Genomic DNA, 17063 nt, shown 5'->3' on the forward strand with positions numbered 1-17063 from the left:
GGTGACCGGGTGTTCAAATGCTGATACTTCGAATCGTCTGCGGGGTGATGAGTGGACTACTGTTTTACATTGGCCTTAACGTCTATGAGGATGAAAGCAAGAATCTCAAAAGCCGGTTGGAGGTGTGGTGGATCAAGCTGAGCGACTTCGAATTGCTGTCACGCCGCAAAGAACTTCGTGTTGTAGACCGGTTCGCCGTAATCTGTTCATCCCTTCTCGATTGGGTGTTTGGTAAGAAACTAATCTCGCTCCGCAGCATAGGCGCATCCATGCTGGTCAGCGTGGGCACGTCGATTCTGTTTCTTTGGTCCCTTGCATTGTTCGTGGGGGAGACCGTAGTGAGAGAGTTTTAGTCTCAATAGTCGGGTGGGGGCTCTGGGTGAGTTGGGTTTATTTGTGCCGTTATCGTGCGTTCGCCCTTCTCGCTATGGTCATAACCCCAATACCTGTCGGGGTATTCATCTTGACGATAGTATTGCAAGGTTCGTACGCTACCCCAGGATTGTCTGCGTTACAGCTCCTCAGAGAACATCCTGACTACTTACCGGCCTACCTATTCGCCTTTAGCTCTGCGTGTATAGGCGTGACTGCCTCGGGCTTGTGTGATCTGTTCAGTGTCGCCATTGCTAGAAGGATTTTTCGGGCCGTCCTAAATAAGCAACAAAGTCTTCACTGGATAGCTGCGATGATATCAAGTCTGGCAATCACTCTTGCAGTCTTCATAGTCCCGGCAGTAACACTGTGGCTGAGCCAATATTTCCACCTCACACGCATACATCTTGGTCATTCTCGAATCAATGCAGGAATGATCGAAGCTAGCATCTTGATCGGTATGCAATTATGCAATTTGGACATCTTCGGCTTCGTTATCCTCCTTTTCTCGACTGCTGCGATTATTCTTCTGCATCACCTCGTCTGGCCCACTATCCTTCGCTCACTGTATCTCATACAGGATTCTGGGATCTTGAACAAAAGGATTGTCATTTTGGGTCTTGCAGTATCTCTAGCCTTGGCATCGATATGGCATCCTGAGACGATCATCAAGATTCTTGAGAACCAGATCGGTATTGAAATTCACCCTCACCCTCGAAGACATGACTTCTATATAATTTCTCAGTTAAAGTCAGATTCAATTTGCGTACATAAAAATCAAACCCGTGGTTGGTCTCCGTGCTTGCAAAAACATACGGATCTTCACCCCATATCCCATGCACAGGCACATGTGCTAACCTACTAGTGTGCAACAACTTAGGCCGTCTTGCGTTGCACAGGTAGAGTGAACGATGAAGAGCGTTACGATCCCATTCAAGTGTAGTATGGTTGATTGTTCTGCTGATGCCGTGGGGTTCTTTCGTGAGAGTCAGGAAGATGGAGACGTGTCTGTCTCTACTGCTGATAAGTTCTGCTGGTGTGTTGCGCATGAGAACGAAGTGACTGAGTTTGTTCATGGCCGACTTGGAACACTAGTCGTGATCTGATGTCTTGTCTACTCGTGGTGTGTGATCCAGCAGTCTTTGAATGGACAGCCCGATTGTTCTTTGGGTGCTGTGATTCATCCCCAACAGATATAACGAGCATTTGATTCGATCTGTTCTTTTGCTTGGCATTCAGTCATTGTTGTTTCCTCTGATGCTTAGCCGCGTTTCATATCGGCAATGGTCTTGATTCGATGACTCTTTGCAGAGTGATTGGAGATTGTCTATCTCATCCTCCTGACGGGCTTGTGTGTCTAGTATGTAATTGCCCTAAAAAGGCCGGTCAGAAAGCCTGCTTAGGATAAGCTAAGCTGACGCCTAGTTCATTGGCGACGGCATCAGCTGCGAAGCAGGGACAGGAGCCGAAATAGAAAATGTCGGGTTGTGCCTTGTCCTCTCCTAATCGACACCGAAACAAAACGCGGTCTGACCATAAAGCCGACTTACAGCGTATTCTCCTGGCGGTAGAGGGCCGGTCGTCATTTTGATGGATGAAGCTCCGTAGCGAGCAAACGTCACAGGTAAAGCACCTTGGGACAGATCAGTTGTCGTAGATCCTCCAAGCGGGCTGAACTTTCCAGCCATGATAACCAACTCGCGACTTTTCTTTTTGCTGTTCAGCTTGCGAAGAACATACAGTGTGTTCGGGTCTACCGCTGATGAGGCCAGTGCGGATCGCACCACAAAATCAAGGGGCTGATCGGAATTAAATCTTACCGGAGATTTAGCGCCGGAGAACTCCGACGTGGCTTTCGTGTTCATGACGATGAAGCCGCTGGCTTTTCCTTGAATGGCTGCGGTCTCGCGTTCAAGCGGAGCGAGTTTGCCAGCATCCAGTCGGAAAAACACCTCGACGAACTCTGGTTCTGTCGCGGCTTCTTGCGCTACACCGGCAACGGAGTAAAACATGAGAATCACAAGCAATAAGTAGAGCCTCGCCAGGCTGCGCTTCGCTAAATTTTGCATGGGGACCAGCATACATGCGAGAGTGTTCACTTGCTTCAGTCCGTGCGTATACCGGACGGATAAGGGGTGAGGCTAAATCCACAAATCGCCGATTTATTGTTTCGTCACATATGTGTGTTTACCTGAGCATCCTAACGTTGAAATAATCTCCAACTCTGACAATTGATTTATCGAAATCGACCACAAACATTCCCAGACCCCTTTCGCACTCCTCTGTAGGATATTTACATGATTGATAGATCAGGCCCAATCGCGACCTCGACGGGACATCTCCAGGCGCTTGGCGTAGCTGCACTCATGGAGCAAATTCGTTGGTCTGTACCTCAGGGAACCGTAATGGTCAAAGGTGTCGTAGGGTCATTGCGTCCTTGGCCCACTAACGATCCAACCGTAATTTACGGCGATCTTCGAGACACAGATGGAGAATACACAATGTCATTTCGGTGTCCCCGCGGATCTTCGCCTCTTTCTCCTAAAGAGCTCGTGGTCTTACAGGGAACATTGAAGATCAAGCGATCACAGCAACATTCGGGGTTCGAGCTCCATCTGATCGGCGAAAAGATTGGCAATTGGATACTGGACGACTCGATGAAGGATATCGTTACAACCCCGAAATCCGACCGACCGAAACTGCCTTTGGAACGATTCGTCACGAGTGGTCCCCCTAAGCGCATCGTATTCATCGGAACCGAGCGTGCCCTGAAAGACGCTGAGAGCACTTTCCGAAGGTTTTCCCATGCCGATTTTCCGACGGTCCAAACCGTCGCAACGTTTGAACGATTACAGAGCGCCATGCTTGCGGCTGCACAAGGTTTTGACGGTCTTTGCTTTTTGCGTGGCGGAGGTGAGTCCACATCCTTTGCCATATGGAACGATAGCCGCTTGATATCATTCCTGCTCGGATTGCGAAAGCCCTTTTATACAGCAATTGGGCATGCAACAGACGTCACACTCGCAGACAAATATGCTGATGAAAGCTTCGTGACTCCTTCTGATCTAGGTTCTGCATACTCTGCGGCGTTACTAGCCCGTAATAAACGCGAAAGCCTCGAACGAAGTCTCGATGAAGCGATAGGAAAGCAGCACGACTTGCAGATAGATAAAGATGCTCAACTCAAACTTCAGCCGAGCGCGAGAATCTCGCCGCAAATAAAGCCAAACGGAATATGCGAATCATTTTCGCCCTGTTAGGCCTGCTCATTCTCGCGATCATCGGACTACTCATCCATATCTAACAAACACTTAAATTCTCACCCGTACCCAGCTCATGCACGTATTTCAGGGAAATCAGCTTAAGTCGGTTGGCTGTTCCATTGCTCCCAGACCCCTGATAAAGCAGTTGAGTGGCTGATTAGTCCTTGTGATACACAGGTTACGTGCCACATAAGGGACACCTCACGAGACGGAAATTTATGTACGCTAACGAAAGTCTTTGACCGCTGGGGCTTTCATGCGCTGGCCAGCGACTTACCGCTATCCCGACTTTGCCGGTAGTTCACCGCCCACTCTTCATCCATCCCATCGCTTGTCGGTTTACCGAAGGAAGGTGGAAAATAATTCTTCACGCGCCACGTCTATATTGGGACGGTACCTGGGGGCGGCAGAATGAGCGCGACAGAGATTCGCAAGGCGAATCGGTGGCGGCTCCGGTAGAGAGTGACGCTGCAACCACTCGTAGAATCCATCCAGGGGAACGAGGCAACGCGTAGGCATGTACTTCACTTCCCTTTCGGGCTAAATCAAGATCATCGCTATTGCGGGCGGCGAGAACTAATCTTAAACCGGCTTTACCAAAGCGGTGTCCGATCAATGTATAGTTCCGCTACCTTGATTACGTTTATATGAGTCGTGATGCCACCCACGCGCCATTCAGCATCGCCGGTCGGCTAACCGGATTGCGCAACGGCGTACAACTAAAGTCTTGAACAGCTAAGTTCGGAAACGCAAACGCGACCGCATAATCACTCATAGCAGGGAAATACCAGGAGATTGTCATGAGTGTTTTGAAGAGTTGCTATTTAGGACTCGTACTAGTTGTAATGTATTTCGCCGCAGCCGCACCCACAGCATCAGCACAGGTCATTGTCAGAGTGGGACACAATCAGCCTCACCACCACTACAGACATCATTACCATCACTACCATCACTACCATCATAGCTAGGAGCAACAACGCCCCATCCTTTGCACACTCTGCATTGGATGGGGTTCCTCTGCGTCGAAGTGAGCATGCGTAACACGCTTCGGTGATTCCTTAATCTCAACATGGAGGTGTCCATTGGACACAGCAAGCATTATTCAAGAAATTGACTCACGGATTTCACGTTTGGAACAGGTCAAAGCGATATTGTCAGAAACCGCAACTAAGAGATCTCCCGGCCGTCTTAGGGGGACGCAGTCTGTTGTCAAGACGGTTGCGGCCGAACCAACCAAGCGTGTAATGAGCCCCGAGGGTAAAGCGCGAATAGCAGCGGCACAGAAAGCACGATGGGCTAAATCTAAAAGAGCAGCAAAGAAAGCTGTTGTGAAGTAGGTCTCTTGGACCGTTCACTAAAACCAAAGTACTGTGACGATCAACTTTCGCACTAATGCCAGAGCTTTGCCATACGCTATTTTGATTTAAGAAGACATGCAGCTGAATATTATTCGCAACGCTTTTGCTCTTTCCTCTGAATCAGGATTGGGCAGAGGCGTTTTCTTGCGTTTAAGCAGGAAACAATCCTTCAATCCATTTTGGCATTTGGGCACCCCAACTTCCAAAGAGAGAGTGTTTCCCAAGATCGAATCGGCGCGCCGTTAGTCCAAGCTTGTCAATCGCTGCGTTAGCCGATTGAGCAGAGGAATTTGTTCCATGCGAAGAAATTCTCGAGCCCTATCAATTGAGAACCATTCTCCGCGATCCACCTCTGGGATCAACATCTTCTTGTCTGAGCTGGGTGGCCACTCAATTTCGCAGGTGTTGCTGACAAGCTCCGTAGGTTCGCAGTTTCCTTCGAAGGCCCATGCGACAACGAGCTTGCCTGTTTTCTGCTTCACCGACCCAAGTTCGATGAAAGGTTCAAAGGCGTTGAACCCGGTCTCCTCCTTAAATTCACGGATCGCAGCAACCAGTGGCTCCTCGTCAGTTTCGTATTCGCCTTTAGGTATGGTCCAGAAACCTTCGTTTTTCTTCGACCAGTACGGACCGCCCGGATGCACCAGGAAGACCTCAAACGTATCGGAGGCTTTGCGGTACATGAGAAGTCCAGCACTTCGTTTCAGCGTCTTGCTCACCGGCTAACCGAAGAGTCCCAATTGCGGCGGTTCTGGTTTCTCGTCTACTGTTTCCACTTGAATCGGATCAATCACCAGATCGTCATCCTGAAGGATGCGCAACAGATGTAGGGGCGGCCTCTCGCTCTCATTGAGCCATTCGGCATAGTCGCGTGGCTCTAGGATGATTGCTTGCCTGTCATGTATTTCACTCATCTTCGTATTGGGATCATCGGTGATGACCGCAAACGTATCTTCCCACTGTCCCGTCTTAGGATTCTTCCACGGCCCCCACAGTCCAGCCATGCCAATTACTTGACGCCCTTTCACAGAGAGGCGATACTTCGGCTTTGGACCTGCACTCGTCTTCTTCCACTCCAGCATCGAACTCGCAGGCACGATACAACGTTGGGTCAGCCGCTCTTTCCAGAATGGCGAGGAGATGAGTTTGTCCGAACGAGCATTGAACGCGAGACGGTCTGGGAATTTGAACCCCCAACGCATCTCGACTATCTGTCGCTCACCGTCCTTAATACAAATGACAGGCTGAATTGAGCCTGGAGCGCATTCGACGTTAGCACCGAAATAATGATCTTCAAGCGTGACCGAGACGTGGAACGCCTCAGCGATCTTCTGTTTCTGACCTGCTTCGTATCGTCCGCACATATTTGCACCATTGACGCCCTAGTCCCACTACACCCATAATAGGGGACTAATCGACTTGGAGGGCTCCAATGCGCTTGAAGTCTTTGCTCTTATCTTCTGCCTTACTCGTCCCGCCGCTTCCAGCTGTCGCGGATACGGTATATACCTACACTGGGAATAACTTCACCTTATTAGATGGACCAAGCTACTCTACTTCAGACAAAATCTCTGGGTCAGTAGACCTCGCAACGCCACTGGAGACTAACTTATACGTCGATCCAGTCACCCCCGTCTCCTTCAGCTTTAGCGATGGTTCTCATTTGTTTTCCGACGAAAACTCAACTGCCTTCCTGGGATTCTCGACCGATGCTTCGGGCAAGATCATAGGATGGGATCTTGCCATCTATGATTCGTCACTCGTCATCTTTACGGAGAACGTAGGGCAGTACGTCTTCGATAGCGCCTATAACCTAGCGACGGGTTCAGATGCGTTCAATTTCAACGAGCCTGGTTTGTGGACCGTCTCCAACACCTCACCCGTACCAGAACCCTCCGGCTTTGCGCTACTCGCGACGGGAGTCCTCGGGATGGCTGGCGTACTGCGGCGAAGAATGTTTGCGTAGTTCGGTACAGGTTTCAACCTCATAATTTCGCGATCTTCACTCTTGAGCCTCAGCCCATCCGCGTTGCCAAGCCGAACTCTTCGTGTCATCATTCTGTCCGCCACTTTGCCCACACTCGAAGCCGTTGTCGTAGTCTGCGAGTTCTTCGCAGAATGATGACGCAGCATGAATGGTTCCGTATCCAAACTCACATCGGCTTCTTTTGGCTCAACCCCTTCGACGGGAGCCTCACCGCTAAGGCCTCCTTCACTGTATGCCTCGGATGTTCGTTGACGCTTAGTTTTTGTCTCCGGTAAGGGCTCAATTCCTTCTGCTTCCGGAACAGGCTCCTTCCCGATTTTTGATTGAGGCAGCATTGCGTCTTTTGTGAAGTTCATCTCAGGCATCCTCGCGAGGTTGGACGCAGGATCAAATCTTTGCGTCGCCCTCAGGCCAATCGTCGCCCTCCCTCAATGAAACCAAGACTCTTTAATTGGTCAGCATTCAACTCGACAGCCTCGCAGCAGACGTCGACAGCTTCCTCTAGCCAAGCCCTCTCTGCCGCGCTGTTCAGAGTGGCGATTTCTAGCTCTGGGAGATTCGCCAGCCGAGCACCGGCCATGAGAACGTCAGGATTCACATGAATCGCGGTCAATGAAGCTTGTCCTTTTGCAGATGCAAAAACCTTCAGGTATCCATCGGTGGTTCGTATGAATGCGAGTCGGTATGTCATATCCAAAGTTTACTCCTGTGCCTCGGTCCAACCTCGTTGCAAAGCCTCACTCTTGGTCTCGTCGTTCTGCCCGCCGCTTTGCCCGCACTCAAATCCTTTATCGTAGTCGGCGATCTCTTCATCTGTGCGCTCACGCAACAGGAATGGTTCTGTGTCCGAATTCACGTCTACCGCAGCTTCCCCACTGAGGCCGCCTTCGCTGTAAGCTTCTTTACTTTTCTAGACAGATGATTTCATCTGGCACCGGCTTGACCCCGGTCACAATCGGATCACTTACCGTCACAGTGTTCGGTGGCATTGGATCTTGGCGGTCATCTAGAGGAACTGTCATCGTTACACCTCGTTGCAGGAATCACAGCCTTTTCCATGTTCGACGAGGGCCGTGTAACAGGCTTTGATGTCTTTCAGACGGTCTAAGGGTTCTTCGGTGCCTAGACGATTAACTCCCTTCACCGCAACTGATCAGTTAAGCCTGCGCGAGCATCATTCCCGTCAGCACATGCTGGAAAATCGTCAGTGTTCCATTGAGCTAGTAGTTTGTTGTGGTCCATCAGCGTGACCCGATGCCGTAAAGATTCATCCGTGCAAATTTGAATAGACAGATGTAAGCGTAGACGGTGCACATCTGTGCGATTACCCCTAACCACAACGCTATCTTTTCCGAATACTTCGCTCCAGTTAACACTCTCTCACTGCGTTGGTTCTGCCTTTCAGATTCGATGGTTTTCTCAGGCGCGGTTTTGCTCCACACAACGCCATACGCATTCATCAGCCGATTCGACATTATCGCCATTTGGTTTGTTACGACGCCAAGGGTTAGGTAGTTCGAGATGAAGCTCAGAACGATGGCAATGATCAGGAGTTCCCATGCAGAAAAGAGATTGGACAGACCGAGAAGCTTCCACTGTGCGTTCGGACCGTGGAAACTCGTTGCAGCCGTAAACGATATAGCTAATGTCCCTCCGTTGAGTACGATCAACTTGTCATAGAAGGCAGTTCTGAGGCCGGTAAGACTCTGGAACTTTTCAAGTTGGCTGTCTAATCTGTCTAGGAATTCGTTCGTCTCCATCTGTCCTCTTCTGCTTACCGCTTACTCTGAATCCGCTGTCTCCCGCTTATAAGTCTATCGAATTGGTCCGGACCAAAGTTATTTCTGCATGCGTTCCTCAATCCGTTCCATCGCAGCCTGCCAGCTTGCGTGCCGCTCATTACTCGAAGTCTCTAACGCTTCGAGTACATCTTTGGATATGCCTTCTGTCTTTAGGTGTTTGGTGAGTATCGCAATATCATCATTCAACCGCTGAAGATTCTCTCGTTGGGCGGTTGCGATGCGCTCAAAGATGGCAGAGATATCGCGGGAAGGCTCCGGAGTTGTGGGAGCAGCATCGTCAACAAACTTCGGAGTGCTCACATCCTGGCGAAACAGGGTTCAGGGTAACCTGGCAAGCAGGTGCTAACACTATTTCATCCAGAAAGGTCCCAGCCTGTATCCGTTGGAAAAGTTCGAAGAGGTTTGTCACTGAAAGCCACGGTTCGCTCGTTGTGCAAACACTGTGGACAACTTCTACGATGTTGCCGAATCATCTTGTGCATGTTGGTCAATTCATACTCTGCTTGCCCTAAATCACGTGGTTTTGCCAAGAGCAAGTTGGTATATAGTTTTTGAAGTTCATGCCCCATTCTCGCTAGCGACTCACATCTTACCCGCAACATCTCGTTGCCCTCCCTCTGCCTCCTGCCGGAAGCGACAACATTTTACCCCCACTTCTTTTTCATGTTCAAGAAGGAATCTTCACTTAAGAGGAGCGTTATTCCTAAGCCTCCGCCCAGACTCTTTGCCAGACCTGACTCTTGGCGTCGTCATTCGGACGACCTTTGAAATCCAGCCTTGAAGCCATCGTCATAGTCGCCGACCTCTTCGTTTGCATGCTGACGCAACATGAAAGGCTCAGAGTCTTCAGGCACGGGGATGCCCCTCCCGATTCTGCTAAAAGAGGCGGTAAGCGAAGCCTACCGAGAAGATGGGAAAAAGCTGGCGTAGCTCAGATTGTTGTCGTTGCGAGATATAAAGGCAGCCAGGCTTTGCTGGAAGCCGGAGTCCTGATTGACGGACTCACAACCCACCGAGGGCGCGTAGTTCGGATCGCAGGCGCTGCCTGTGAATGCCACTTGGAGGCCAGGCTGGCCAACATAGTAGAAGCCCAGCTCGACCGGGAAGCTGACGCGCCTGCGGTCTCGCGGGATGATGTTGCCGAACCCGAAACTGAGACCTGGAGAGACTTTGTTGAAGTCGATACGTCCGGAGCCGTGGAGCGGGTCTGTGTAGCTGCTGATGTAGTCTTGGCCGTTGAGCGTGACCGTGCTTCCCGAGGGGATGACGGCGGTCGCGAGGACGCGGTTGTTATTGCCGAAAACTAGTTGGGGACTGACTCTGAAGTGTCCACCGAAAGGAAACCAATCGAGGGCTGCATGGCCGGAACGGAGGTGCAAGTTCACGCCAACGTTTGCGCCCTGTTCCTGGAAGGTGGTGGCATAGTTGAAGAAGTCTCCACCGGCGCGCAGGTTGAATCGTATTGCAAGAGGTGTAGCAACGTCGAAGCCAGTGCCTCCGAGGCCCACTCGCGTGGCGAATCCTATAGCCGAGAATGGGTGGTAGCTTTGTGTTGCGGCGCGGGGAACTGGAGGACGACTGACGAAAGCGGCTGCGCTTGGAGAGTTGTTGGCGTGCATCGGCGTCGGCTCGGTGTTGAACGCACTGTTCTCGAGAGCGGTGGTTTGGGCGAGGGAGTTTGGAATCGCGAGTGCAAGGGCGAAGGCGCTGAGTGCAAAAATGTGTGACTTCATCGGCATCTTCCGTTCGTAAAGAGGGACTGGACTCTCTATCGGCGAAAGATGATTACGTTATAGCAAGAAGAAGCTTTTGGGGGACGGTGGTAATGTTCTGTGTGCCAGATCGGGACTGGCGTCGGCGACCTTCTCTGCCACTCGATATGCCTCGTTATCTCTTTCGTTGAACTCTCTGTCTACGACTCCTAAGCCTATCGAACTGTTCCTGACTCAATTCAATATCAATGGACCCTGACCGCCGCTCCTTCAGAGTTTGCCTCACCAACTGAATGTCTTTGAACCGAGAATTGGCCGATTCCATCAATTCAATTACTTTCTCAGCATCAGTGAACTCCCAATGTGTGCCAATCAGCGTGTTTCCCTGAAGGAAGCACACGTTGATTTTCATCATCGTCTCCTGGAAAAACATCTTCACGATGGGCATAAGCTCACTTGTTCGACGCAACTCTACTCTTTCCCCAGATGTCTACAGTGGCGTACACGGCACCACAATGAAGACACCGTGAGTAATCCACGGTCAGTCGGACGATATCTGCTGGGCGGATCAGCCTTCCGCATGACGGGCATTTGTCAGAGAGGCTTTCCTCAGTAGGGAACTTATATGTGCGTCTCATGATGAGAGTATAGCGAACAAAAAGCGAATACGCTGTGGATTATTTGGCAAAAATTTGGCCCCCTTTCGAGGGCTCTGTAGTGGTTCCTTGGCATGAATTATTGGATGTAGGTTCGGTCTAATGCGCCTTGCACAACGGCATCCTCCTCGTTAGGTCCGAATGAACTTGCGTCTCGCGAACCCTGCAACACCTATCATCCCCGTTCCAAATAGAGCTAAGGTTGAAGGCTCGGGTGTGGTTGTGAGGATTTCTTCACCTATTGCCGAATTGGAGTCGAATGATGTGATGTAGAGATTACCCTTTGAAGTTTCAATGTAACCGGGACACGGTGTGGACGATCCATAACAGGCATCACCCACTGCTCCGCCACCAAATACCGGACCGATAGTTTCAGGAGTAGCTGGGGAACTTAGCCCTGAACTAATTTCCAAACGACCGTATGGGTCATAAAGTCCTTGATCACTCACTATGAACGCCTCGGTGCCGAAAGTTCCGATGCCTTGAATAGCCCCATACAAAGATGAGAAACTAGATAACCCAAAATCGGTTGACCAGCCGGGTCCTTGAAAATCCCCATTTTCGTAATAACTTTCAAGCGTGGTGGTATCAGCCAACGTAATACGTTTGTAGGTGAATGTCTCATTTCCTATAGAGCCGGAACCGACAATTGATACGATGATTGTGACCAGAGAGTCAGCGTGGGATGGTACTGACGATCCAAGGACAGAGGCAATCGCTAATGCAAGTGGCAAGCGCATATGGAACTCCAGAAGTGCTTGAGTGATTGGACACAGGATTTCCTCTAGACTCTATGCGGATGTTGTATGCAAAAGATATGTGAGAGATCGGAAGACGTTTTGCTCAGTTCTTGTCAGTTGATGCAGAGACTCCTGTGAATAAGGAAGATGAACTCACTTGTTCGACGCGGCTCTACTGTTTCCCCAGATGTCTACAGTGGCGTGCGGTCAAAACGTACAGATGGGAACTTTCGAAAGAAGACTTGAAGAGGATGTCCCCATGCATGGGCAAAGTTCAAGGAGCCTAACTCTCAGCACCTACATATACCTGTCAAGGTAGATATATCGCTCCTACGCAACAGGAAGAGGTTTCCACAAAGAAATCTGTCGCGAATAAGAGGCGAAACCTGTAAGCTCAACCTGTACCAAAATAAGGATTTAGCACACTACGATATGAAAGGTGTTCGACAAAGTGAAAGGGTGAGCACCTCGCCAGAGGCCCACCCCGTAATCATCGGCTGATTAGGAGATTAACAGGGTAAAACACATGAATGCTCGAATTGTAGTTCTACTATTTTTCATTGCTTGGACTCCGTGTAAAGCACAAAGCAAAACTCCAAAAATCGTTTCATCCTCACCACGCGGAGAATTGAGAGGTCGCTATGAATCTCTGGTCTGCGGTATCGCTCTGATTCAAACTGAACGGGGATCAGGCACCGGGTTCTTTATCAATTCGAAGGGAGATATGATCACAGCTGCCCACGTCATTAGCGTAAAAAGCTATGTGATACAACAGGGCCAGCTAGGGTTCACCCTCGCCGTCGATAAGCAAATATCCATAACGCCTAATGGAAACACCAAAGTAAATATTCCTGCGTCTCAGGTCGACGTCAATGCGGATGAGCTTGCGGACGATCTTGCCTTTCTACACACTGGCCAGAAGCCACCCTGTTGGATTCCGCTAGGCGAAGCATCTTCCACCAAGACCGGAGATCACCTCATCAGCATAGGTTTTCCGGGAATCGATAATTTCAACCCCATTTTGTACGACGGTTTTTTGAGCGGAAGATTCAAGCATCCTCCGATTCCTATCGGCTCGGTAGGAAATCAACCCGTATTTGCTACATATGAAGTGATGAAGGTTCAGATGCCAATAACGCCCGGGGCCTCTGGATCGCCAATAATCGACGATTCCAATCATGCCGTCGGCGTAATCTCTGAATCTCCAGTGATGTGGACAAGAGATCTAGAGCAAATAGCCACCGTTACCAACAGCGGAGTAAAAATCAGCGGGTACGATACGAATGCAATTTTGGGACAACTGGCAACGATTGTGCATGAGTTCGAATCGCCGGGGTCTGGCTATGCGGTTCCACTTTCTTACCTGAGTCCCACAAGGGCCGAGCCTGCTCCGAATCCCACTTCTTCCCATTGATAAAAATAGGTTTATTAGCCTCTGCTAGCACTAGGCTATGGCTTGTATAAACAACGGGTTTTGCTGGTTTGTCTTGCGCAATAAGAATGGTCGTAATAAATAAAAACACGACGATTCTTATTGATTTTTTCATAAGGATAAAAATCATACACCCCTGCCCTGTCACGGTGTTCATAGATTAAAATCTTCCCTGAAGTCAGTCAGGTATATTGGTACCCAAACTTAGGTCTTAGTAATAATTGGCCGTATCTAAGCACTGGTCATAGAGGGTTTTATCGAAGGTTCTATAGACCGTTCGGTGGATGCCGTGTTGCGTGGATATTCCATCAACCGGGAAGGCTGACTCAATCTCAATCGTTCTCCGCTGTGAATTAGCGAGTCGTTTGGCATCTTCAACAGCTTCGGAAATGTCGCTATCTTGACTAAAGATGATCGCGACATCAAAAGCCTTGGCGAGGGTGAAATTCACCAAATCCAGTCCGAGCCGTAGATCGATACCCTTCTCAATCAGTTTTGAGAAGGTCGCTTTTTGGGCCACCAGACCGGAAACTTCTATACTCAGGTCTCTTTGCTTGAGTGCGCGGCGGAAGATTGTGACTCCAGTGCGTCCCGCATGGCTGAGTTTCTTGTTCCACCAACCTGCCATTCTGGCATCATGCGCCACATCTGGAACACCAATGTAATAACGCGTCCCCACCAGAACACGATCCGACTCCATCGCAACTACAGCCCGTGCGAGCTTAATGATGTGGCAATTGTTCTGGGCGTACTCAAACCTCCGCTTCACGGAGTTGAATAGATTGGCTCCGTCGATGAATACCATCGTTCTCTTCGGAGGAGGCGTAAGGGTAGATGGAACCAGAGGCAGGGTCGTGCTCATAAAATAAGTACGCCCACCCGAGGCCCTTGCGGGCAAGTCAGGTGGGCCAGGTATGTATAAAAACAATACCATCTTTTGCTGCTCGGCGCAATAGATGGTCACACCGTCATCATCGTCATCATCGGCAGGTAGCATTAGCGAGTTCCTCTTCACTTTCAAAAAGTTCATCCCTCAAAAATGTCATTACCCTAACTCAAACCCCGTGTCCGTAGACGTTTCTGCGCTTCTCGGACCCTCCAAGCCAAACCCTTCAGCCTCAGGTCTTTCAAAATCGCTCTCGTCGCTACTGCGATCACCACAGCTGGGTCCGGTCTTCGGATGAAGTCGACGGTACGCAACGGTACGATGTGTTTGACTAAGGATGACTTAGGACGCTCAACCGAGCCATCGGTGCTCCTAGAATCAATAAGTTACGATTAGATTGAGCCTTCACACGGTGGAAGTCGTAGGTTCGAATCCTGCTGTGCCCACCATAAAATCAACAACTTAGCGGCATTGGCGTGAGAGACTTGATGCCATTTGATGCCAAACTTTACCGGCTGGCATCAACTGCGCCGGTTATACCGGCTCAAACCTACCCTGCCTGCTGCTGCTTTGTTGCCGTCGACGTGAGCATCGCGTAGACCGTTCCTACCATCTGCTGCACACTCTCAGGAAGCTCCTGCATGTACTCGTTTGCGGTGGTGGAGGTGCATGATGAGCGATTCGTTTTGGTGGCTGGCAATTCTCAGCAGAGCCCGAGTTCGCCGTCCCCGGTGGTTTTTCCCGCTGATCGTTGTGTTCTTCGTCGGGTTGATCCTTGCGGGATTGATTTATGCCTTCGTTGTCTTCCAAGCCACCTCGGAAAGGAGCCAGCCTCACCACTCTTTCGCTCGCAACCAAGAGCTCCTACAAGAAGGACGGCAAGTACATCGAGCACACCGAATGGCACCGTTGCGTTGTCTTCGGCAAGCTCGGAGAGTTTGCCGCCAAGCTACAGAAGGGTGCGCACGTGCTCGTCGAAGGCGAGATTCGCAGCCGCAAGTACGAGAGCACAAAGACCAACTCGGAGCAGACCATTACTGAGATCCGTGTGGACTCGATTCTCAAGCTGGATCGCGCAGCCAAGGCAGCGGCGGAAGACACCGAAGATGCTCCGGAGGAAGAGGCAGCATGAGCCTCTTCTTGCCCCGGAAAGTCCGGCATTGAGCCGGACTTCTTCGGCTGTTGCTTGTGATCACGCTCCCACACCCCCAAAGACAGGAGGCCAATCGATGGATGAAACTGCCAGAGACTTTCTCGCTCGTTGCTTCGCTCCGGGCTCGACAATCGCTCTCCTGCTTCGCAAGGAGATCCCAGCAAAAACGCAGCAGCGTGTGGTCACGCTAGAGCAGGCCCTGGCGCCTCGTTACCTCGGCTGGCTAGCCCATGAAAACCAGACGGGCGCGAACATCTATGTCGCTGCCAATCCACTTCGCTCCGGCAGTCGGAAACGCACCAAGGAATCTATCGCTTCGGTCCGCCATCTCTACCTTGACATAGACAAAGATGGAGACACCCGGCTCGCCGCGCTACGGGCTTCGGATGCGGTGCCTCAGGCGTCCGCCATCCTCTCCACTTCGCCCGGCAAATACCAGGTCTTCTGGCGCGTAGAAGGCTTCGACTTCGAGCAGCAGGAAGCTGCTCTCAAGCGGCTCGCCATTGGCTTCGGCGGTGATCCTGCCTGCACCGACTGCAACCGGGTGCTTCGTATCCCCGGCTTTCTCAATCGGAAGTATTCTCCTCTCCACACTGTCGCAGTCGAATACGGCGACGCACACCCCTGGCAACCAGACGACTTTCGGCTCGAAAGAATAACGGATGAGTCTACGCTGCTGCTTCGCGATTCTGTACTTCGAAAGGGCGCTCATATCCGTCTTGCCGGTCCCCGGCGGCCCCCATACCGGTGGTGGTTTTCCAAATCTCAAAGATACGCTCGCGAGGAATCGAATTGCTCAGTGGCTCAAGGTAGTAGTTATCTATTGTTCGTGGCGTCATCCATTGATAATGGTAGTTCTCCGCCGTACCGAGAAGCGTTGTCGCAAAGAGTTGTGGCAATCGCACTGATCCGGCCACAATGTCACGGATGAAAACAATGTTGGGGCAGATATGGTCTGATTTTTCCAACAACTCGTCCGGAGGAAAAATCCACGCAAGAGCTCGCTGATAACGCTCCTGCAAGTCCAGAATATTTAGTAGGTGTCTGCCAAAGGCATTGCACAGCTCTTCATATTGACGCACTTCCCAGAAGCAGATCTGAGTGTGGAGTGTGCCGAACTGGTTGGCCGTGAATTGCTTTTCGGCTTCTTCGATCCAGCCTGCGAAACGTTCGATGAACGATAGCACTCCCTCGCTGCGGAAGTGTTGCCTCCTGCGCGACCCTCCTCAGCGGGCCTGTTCCTGCCCGCAACGCCCTCCCTGGCTTGCCTGCGCTGCGCGCCAACAAGGTAGACAAACCTCGCTAAGGGGTGAGTGTACCGGGACATGCGTTACGCTGTGGACCTGAGACATCCGTTACAAGCCCCTTGCGGTGGCAATGCTTCCAGTTGGGTGGGCACGAGAAGACATATATCCAGTCGTCGAGGCCGTGGGAATGTGGGAATCCCGAAGGGATTTCCAAAGAGTGTGGGAAGGGTGGAAGCCGGCTTCATGGCTTTCCATGCTTTCCACACTCTGTCATTTCCATGGCTTGGTTTTCACCGGCAATGCCGGACATGGCTACGCCACCGGCGCAACGCCGCACCGCGAAACGCTTATCGTGACCGGTGGTCAATAAGTTCTATAAAAAGGGATGTCAAGAAAAAGTTTCTCCCTCGACCGGACGCCGAGAAGATTTTTGTCTCGAGATCCAGCCCACTGCC

The 17063-nt window shown here is 50.9% G+C and carries 16 protein-coding genes and 1 pseudogene; 6 read left to right on the forward strand and 11 right to left on the reverse strand.

Annotated elements, in window-relative coordinates:
• The first annotated feature begins 17 nt into the window (after positions 1-17).
• A complete protein-coding gene (locus tag RBB80_RS25920) occupies positions 18-353 on the forward strand; it encodes a hypothetical protein (RefSeq protein ID WP_433965159.1) in 336 nt (111 codons plus the stop codon).
• Positions 354-1874: 1521 nt separating this feature from the next.
• Here the strand turns inward: RBB80_RS25920 and RBB80_RS25925 are convergent.
• Positions 1875-2471 carry a hypothetical protein gene (locus RBB80_RS25925; protein WP_433965160.1) on the reverse strand — a complete coding sequence of 199 codons (597 nt, stop codon included), beginning with the start codon at positions 2469-2471 and terminating at the stop codon, positions 1875-1877.
• A 453-nt stretch (positions 2472-2924) separates the two neighbouring features.
• Here RBB80_RS25925 and RBB80_RS25930 point away from each other — a divergent pair, with 453 nt between their 5' ends.
• Positions 2925-3632, forward strand: a complete 708-nt coding sequence (locus RBB80_RS25930) for an exodeoxyribonuclease VII large subunit (protein ID WP_433965161.1) — start codon at positions 2925-2927, stop codon at positions 3630-3632.
• A 1603-nt stretch (positions 3633-5235) separates the two neighbouring features.
• Here RBB80_RS25930 and RBB80_RS25935 read toward each other — a convergent pair.
• Positions 5236-5712: an NUDIX domain-containing protein gene (locus RBB80_RS25935; protein ID WP_433965162.1), complete on the reverse strand. Its 477-nt coding sequence runs from the start codon at positions 5710-5712 to the stop codon at positions 5236-5238.
• Positions 5713-5715: 3 nt separating this feature from the next.
• Positions 5716-6357, reverse strand: a complete 642-nt coding sequence (locus RBB80_RS25940) for an SOS response-associated peptidase (RefSeq protein ID WP_433965163.1) — start codon at positions 6355-6357, stop codon at positions 5716-5718.
• A gap of 68 nt (positions 6358-6425) precedes the next feature.
• Here RBB80_RS25940 and RBB80_RS25945 point away from each other — a divergent pair, with 68 nt between their 5' ends.
• The gene (locus RBB80_RS25945; RefSeq protein ID WP_433965164.1) at positions 6426-6959 is read left to right on the forward strand and encodes a PEP-CTERM sorting domain-containing protein; all 534 of its coding nucleotides are present in this window, start codon (positions 6426-6428) and stop codon (positions 6957-6959) included.
• Positions 6960-7386: 427 nt separating this feature from the next.
• Here the strand turns inward: RBB80_RS25945 and RBB80_RS25950 are convergent, their stop codons facing one another.
• The 6 genes from RBB80_RS25950 to RBB80_RS25975 all read right to left on the reverse strand — a co-directional run bounded on the left by RBB80_RS25950 (position 7387) and on the right by RBB80_RS25975 (position 11890).
• On the reverse strand, positions 7387-7677 hold the full coding sequence (locus RBB80_RS25950; RefSeq protein ID WP_433965165.1) for a hypothetical protein: 291 nt from the start codon (positions 7675-7677) through the stop codon (positions 7387-7389).
• A 3-nt stretch (positions 7678-7680) separates the two neighbouring features.
• Entirely contained in the window at positions 7681-7836 is a 156-nt protein-coding gene (locus RBB80_RS25955) for a hypothetical protein (RefSeq protein ID WP_433965166.1), read from the reverse strand.
• Between the two features lie 385 nt (positions 7837-8221).
• Positions 8222-8740: a hypothetical protein gene (locus RBB80_RS25960; RefSeq protein ID WP_433965167.1), complete on the reverse strand. Its 519-nt coding sequence runs from the start codon at positions 8738-8740 to the stop codon at positions 8222-8224.
• A gap of 78 nt (positions 8741-8818) precedes the next feature.
• A complete protein-coding gene (locus RBB80_RS25965; protein ID WP_433965168.1) occupies positions 8819-9082 on the reverse strand; it encodes a hypothetical protein in 264 nt (87 codons plus the stop codon).
• 599 nt (positions 9083-9681) lie between these two features.
• A complete protein-coding gene (locus tag RBB80_RS25970; protein WP_433965169.1) occupies positions 9682-10515 on the reverse strand; it encodes a hypothetical protein in 834 nt (277 codons plus the stop codon).
• A gap of 766 nt (positions 10516-11281) precedes the next feature.
• Positions 11282-11890 (reverse strand): PEP-CTERM sorting domain-containing protein, encoded by a 609-nt coding sequence (locus RBB80_RS25975; RefSeq protein WP_433965170.1) that lies wholly within the window; start codon positions 11888-11890, stop codon positions 11282-11284.
• 526 nt (positions 11891-12416) lie between these two features.
• Here RBB80_RS25975 and RBB80_RS25980 point away from each other — a divergent pair.
• The gene (locus tag RBB80_RS25980) at positions 12417-13304 is read left to right on the forward strand and encodes a S1 family peptidase (RefSeq protein ID WP_433965171.1); all 888 of its coding nucleotides are present in this window, start codon (positions 12417-12419) and stop codon (positions 13302-13304) included.
• Positions 13305-13533: 229 nt separating this feature from the next.
• Here RBB80_RS25980 and RBB80_RS25985 read toward each other — a convergent pair whose 3' ends face one another.
• Positions 13534-14319 (reverse strand): NYN domain-containing protein, encoded by a 786-nt coding sequence (locus RBB80_RS25985; protein WP_433965172.1) that lies wholly within the window; start codon positions 14317-14319, stop codon positions 13534-13536.
• 679 nt (positions 14320-14998) lie between these two features.
• Between RBB80_RS25985 and RBB80_RS25990 the strand changes: the two genes are divergently transcribed.
• Positions 14999-15340, forward strand: a complete 342-nt coding sequence (locus RBB80_RS25990; RefSeq protein WP_433965173.1) for a single-stranded DNA-binding protein — start codon at positions 14999-15001, stop codon at positions 15338-15340.
• Positions 15341-15437: 97 nt separating this feature from the next.
• Positions 15438-15878 (forward strand): annotated as a pseudogene (locus tag RBB80_RS25995) (DNA-primase RepB domain-containing protein); the annotation flags it as partial.
• 151 nt (positions 15879-16029) lie between these two features.
• On the opposite strand, the gene RBB80_RS26000 reads toward RBB80_RS25995, so the two are convergent.
• Positions 16030-16548 (reverse strand): hypothetical protein, encoded by a 519-nt coding sequence (locus tag RBB80_RS26000; RefSeq protein WP_433970101.1) that lies wholly within the window; start codon positions 16546-16548, stop codon positions 16030-16032.
• Positions 16549-17063 lie beyond the last annotated feature (515 nt).

Source organism: Tunturiibacter gelidiferens (assembly GCF_051013345.1).
Taxonomy (GTDB): Bacteria; Acidobacteriota; Terriglobia; order Terriglobales; family Acidobacteriaceae; genus Edaphobacter; species Edaphobacter gelidiferens_A.

Excerpts from the sequence above, each read along its gene's own strand:
- RBB80_RS25980 (WP_433965171.1), top strand. The coding sequence starts at position 12,417 with ATGAATGCTCGAATTGTAGTTCTACTATTTTTCATTGCTTGGACTCCG.
- RBB80_RS25960 (WP_433965167.1), bottom strand. The coding sequence starts at position 8,740 with ATGGAGACGAACGAATTCCTAGACAGATTAGACAGCCAACTTGAAAAG.
- RBB80_RS25940 (WP_433965163.1), bottom strand. The coding sequence starts at position 6,357 with ATGTGCGGACGATACGAAGCAGGTCAGAAACAGAAGATCGCTGAGGCG.
- RBB80_RS25920 (WP_433965159.1), top strand. The coding sequence starts at position 18 with ATGCTGATACTTCGAATCGTCTGCGGGGTGATGAGTGGACTACTGTTT.
- RBB80_RS25970 (WP_433965169.1), bottom strand. The coding sequence starts at position 10,515 with ATGAAGTCACACATTTTTGCACTCAGCGCCTTCGCCCTTGCACTCGCG.
- RBB80_RS25945 (WP_433965164.1), top strand. The coding sequence starts at position 6,426 with ATGCGCTTGAAGTCTTTGCTCTTATCTTCTGCCTTACTCGTCCCGCCG.
- RBB80_RS25990 (WP_433965173.1), top strand. The coding sequence starts at position 14,999 with ATGCCTTCGTTGTCTTCCAAGCCACCTCGGAAAGGAGCCAGCCTCACC.
- RBB80_RS25985 (WP_433965172.1), bottom strand. The coding sequence starts at position 14,319 with ATGCTACCTGCCGATGATGACGATGATGACGGTGTGACCATCTATTGC.
- RBB80_RS25975 (WP_433965170.1), bottom strand. The coding sequence starts at position 11,890 with ATGCGCTTGCCACTTGCATTAGCGATTGCCTCTGTCCTTGGATCGTCA.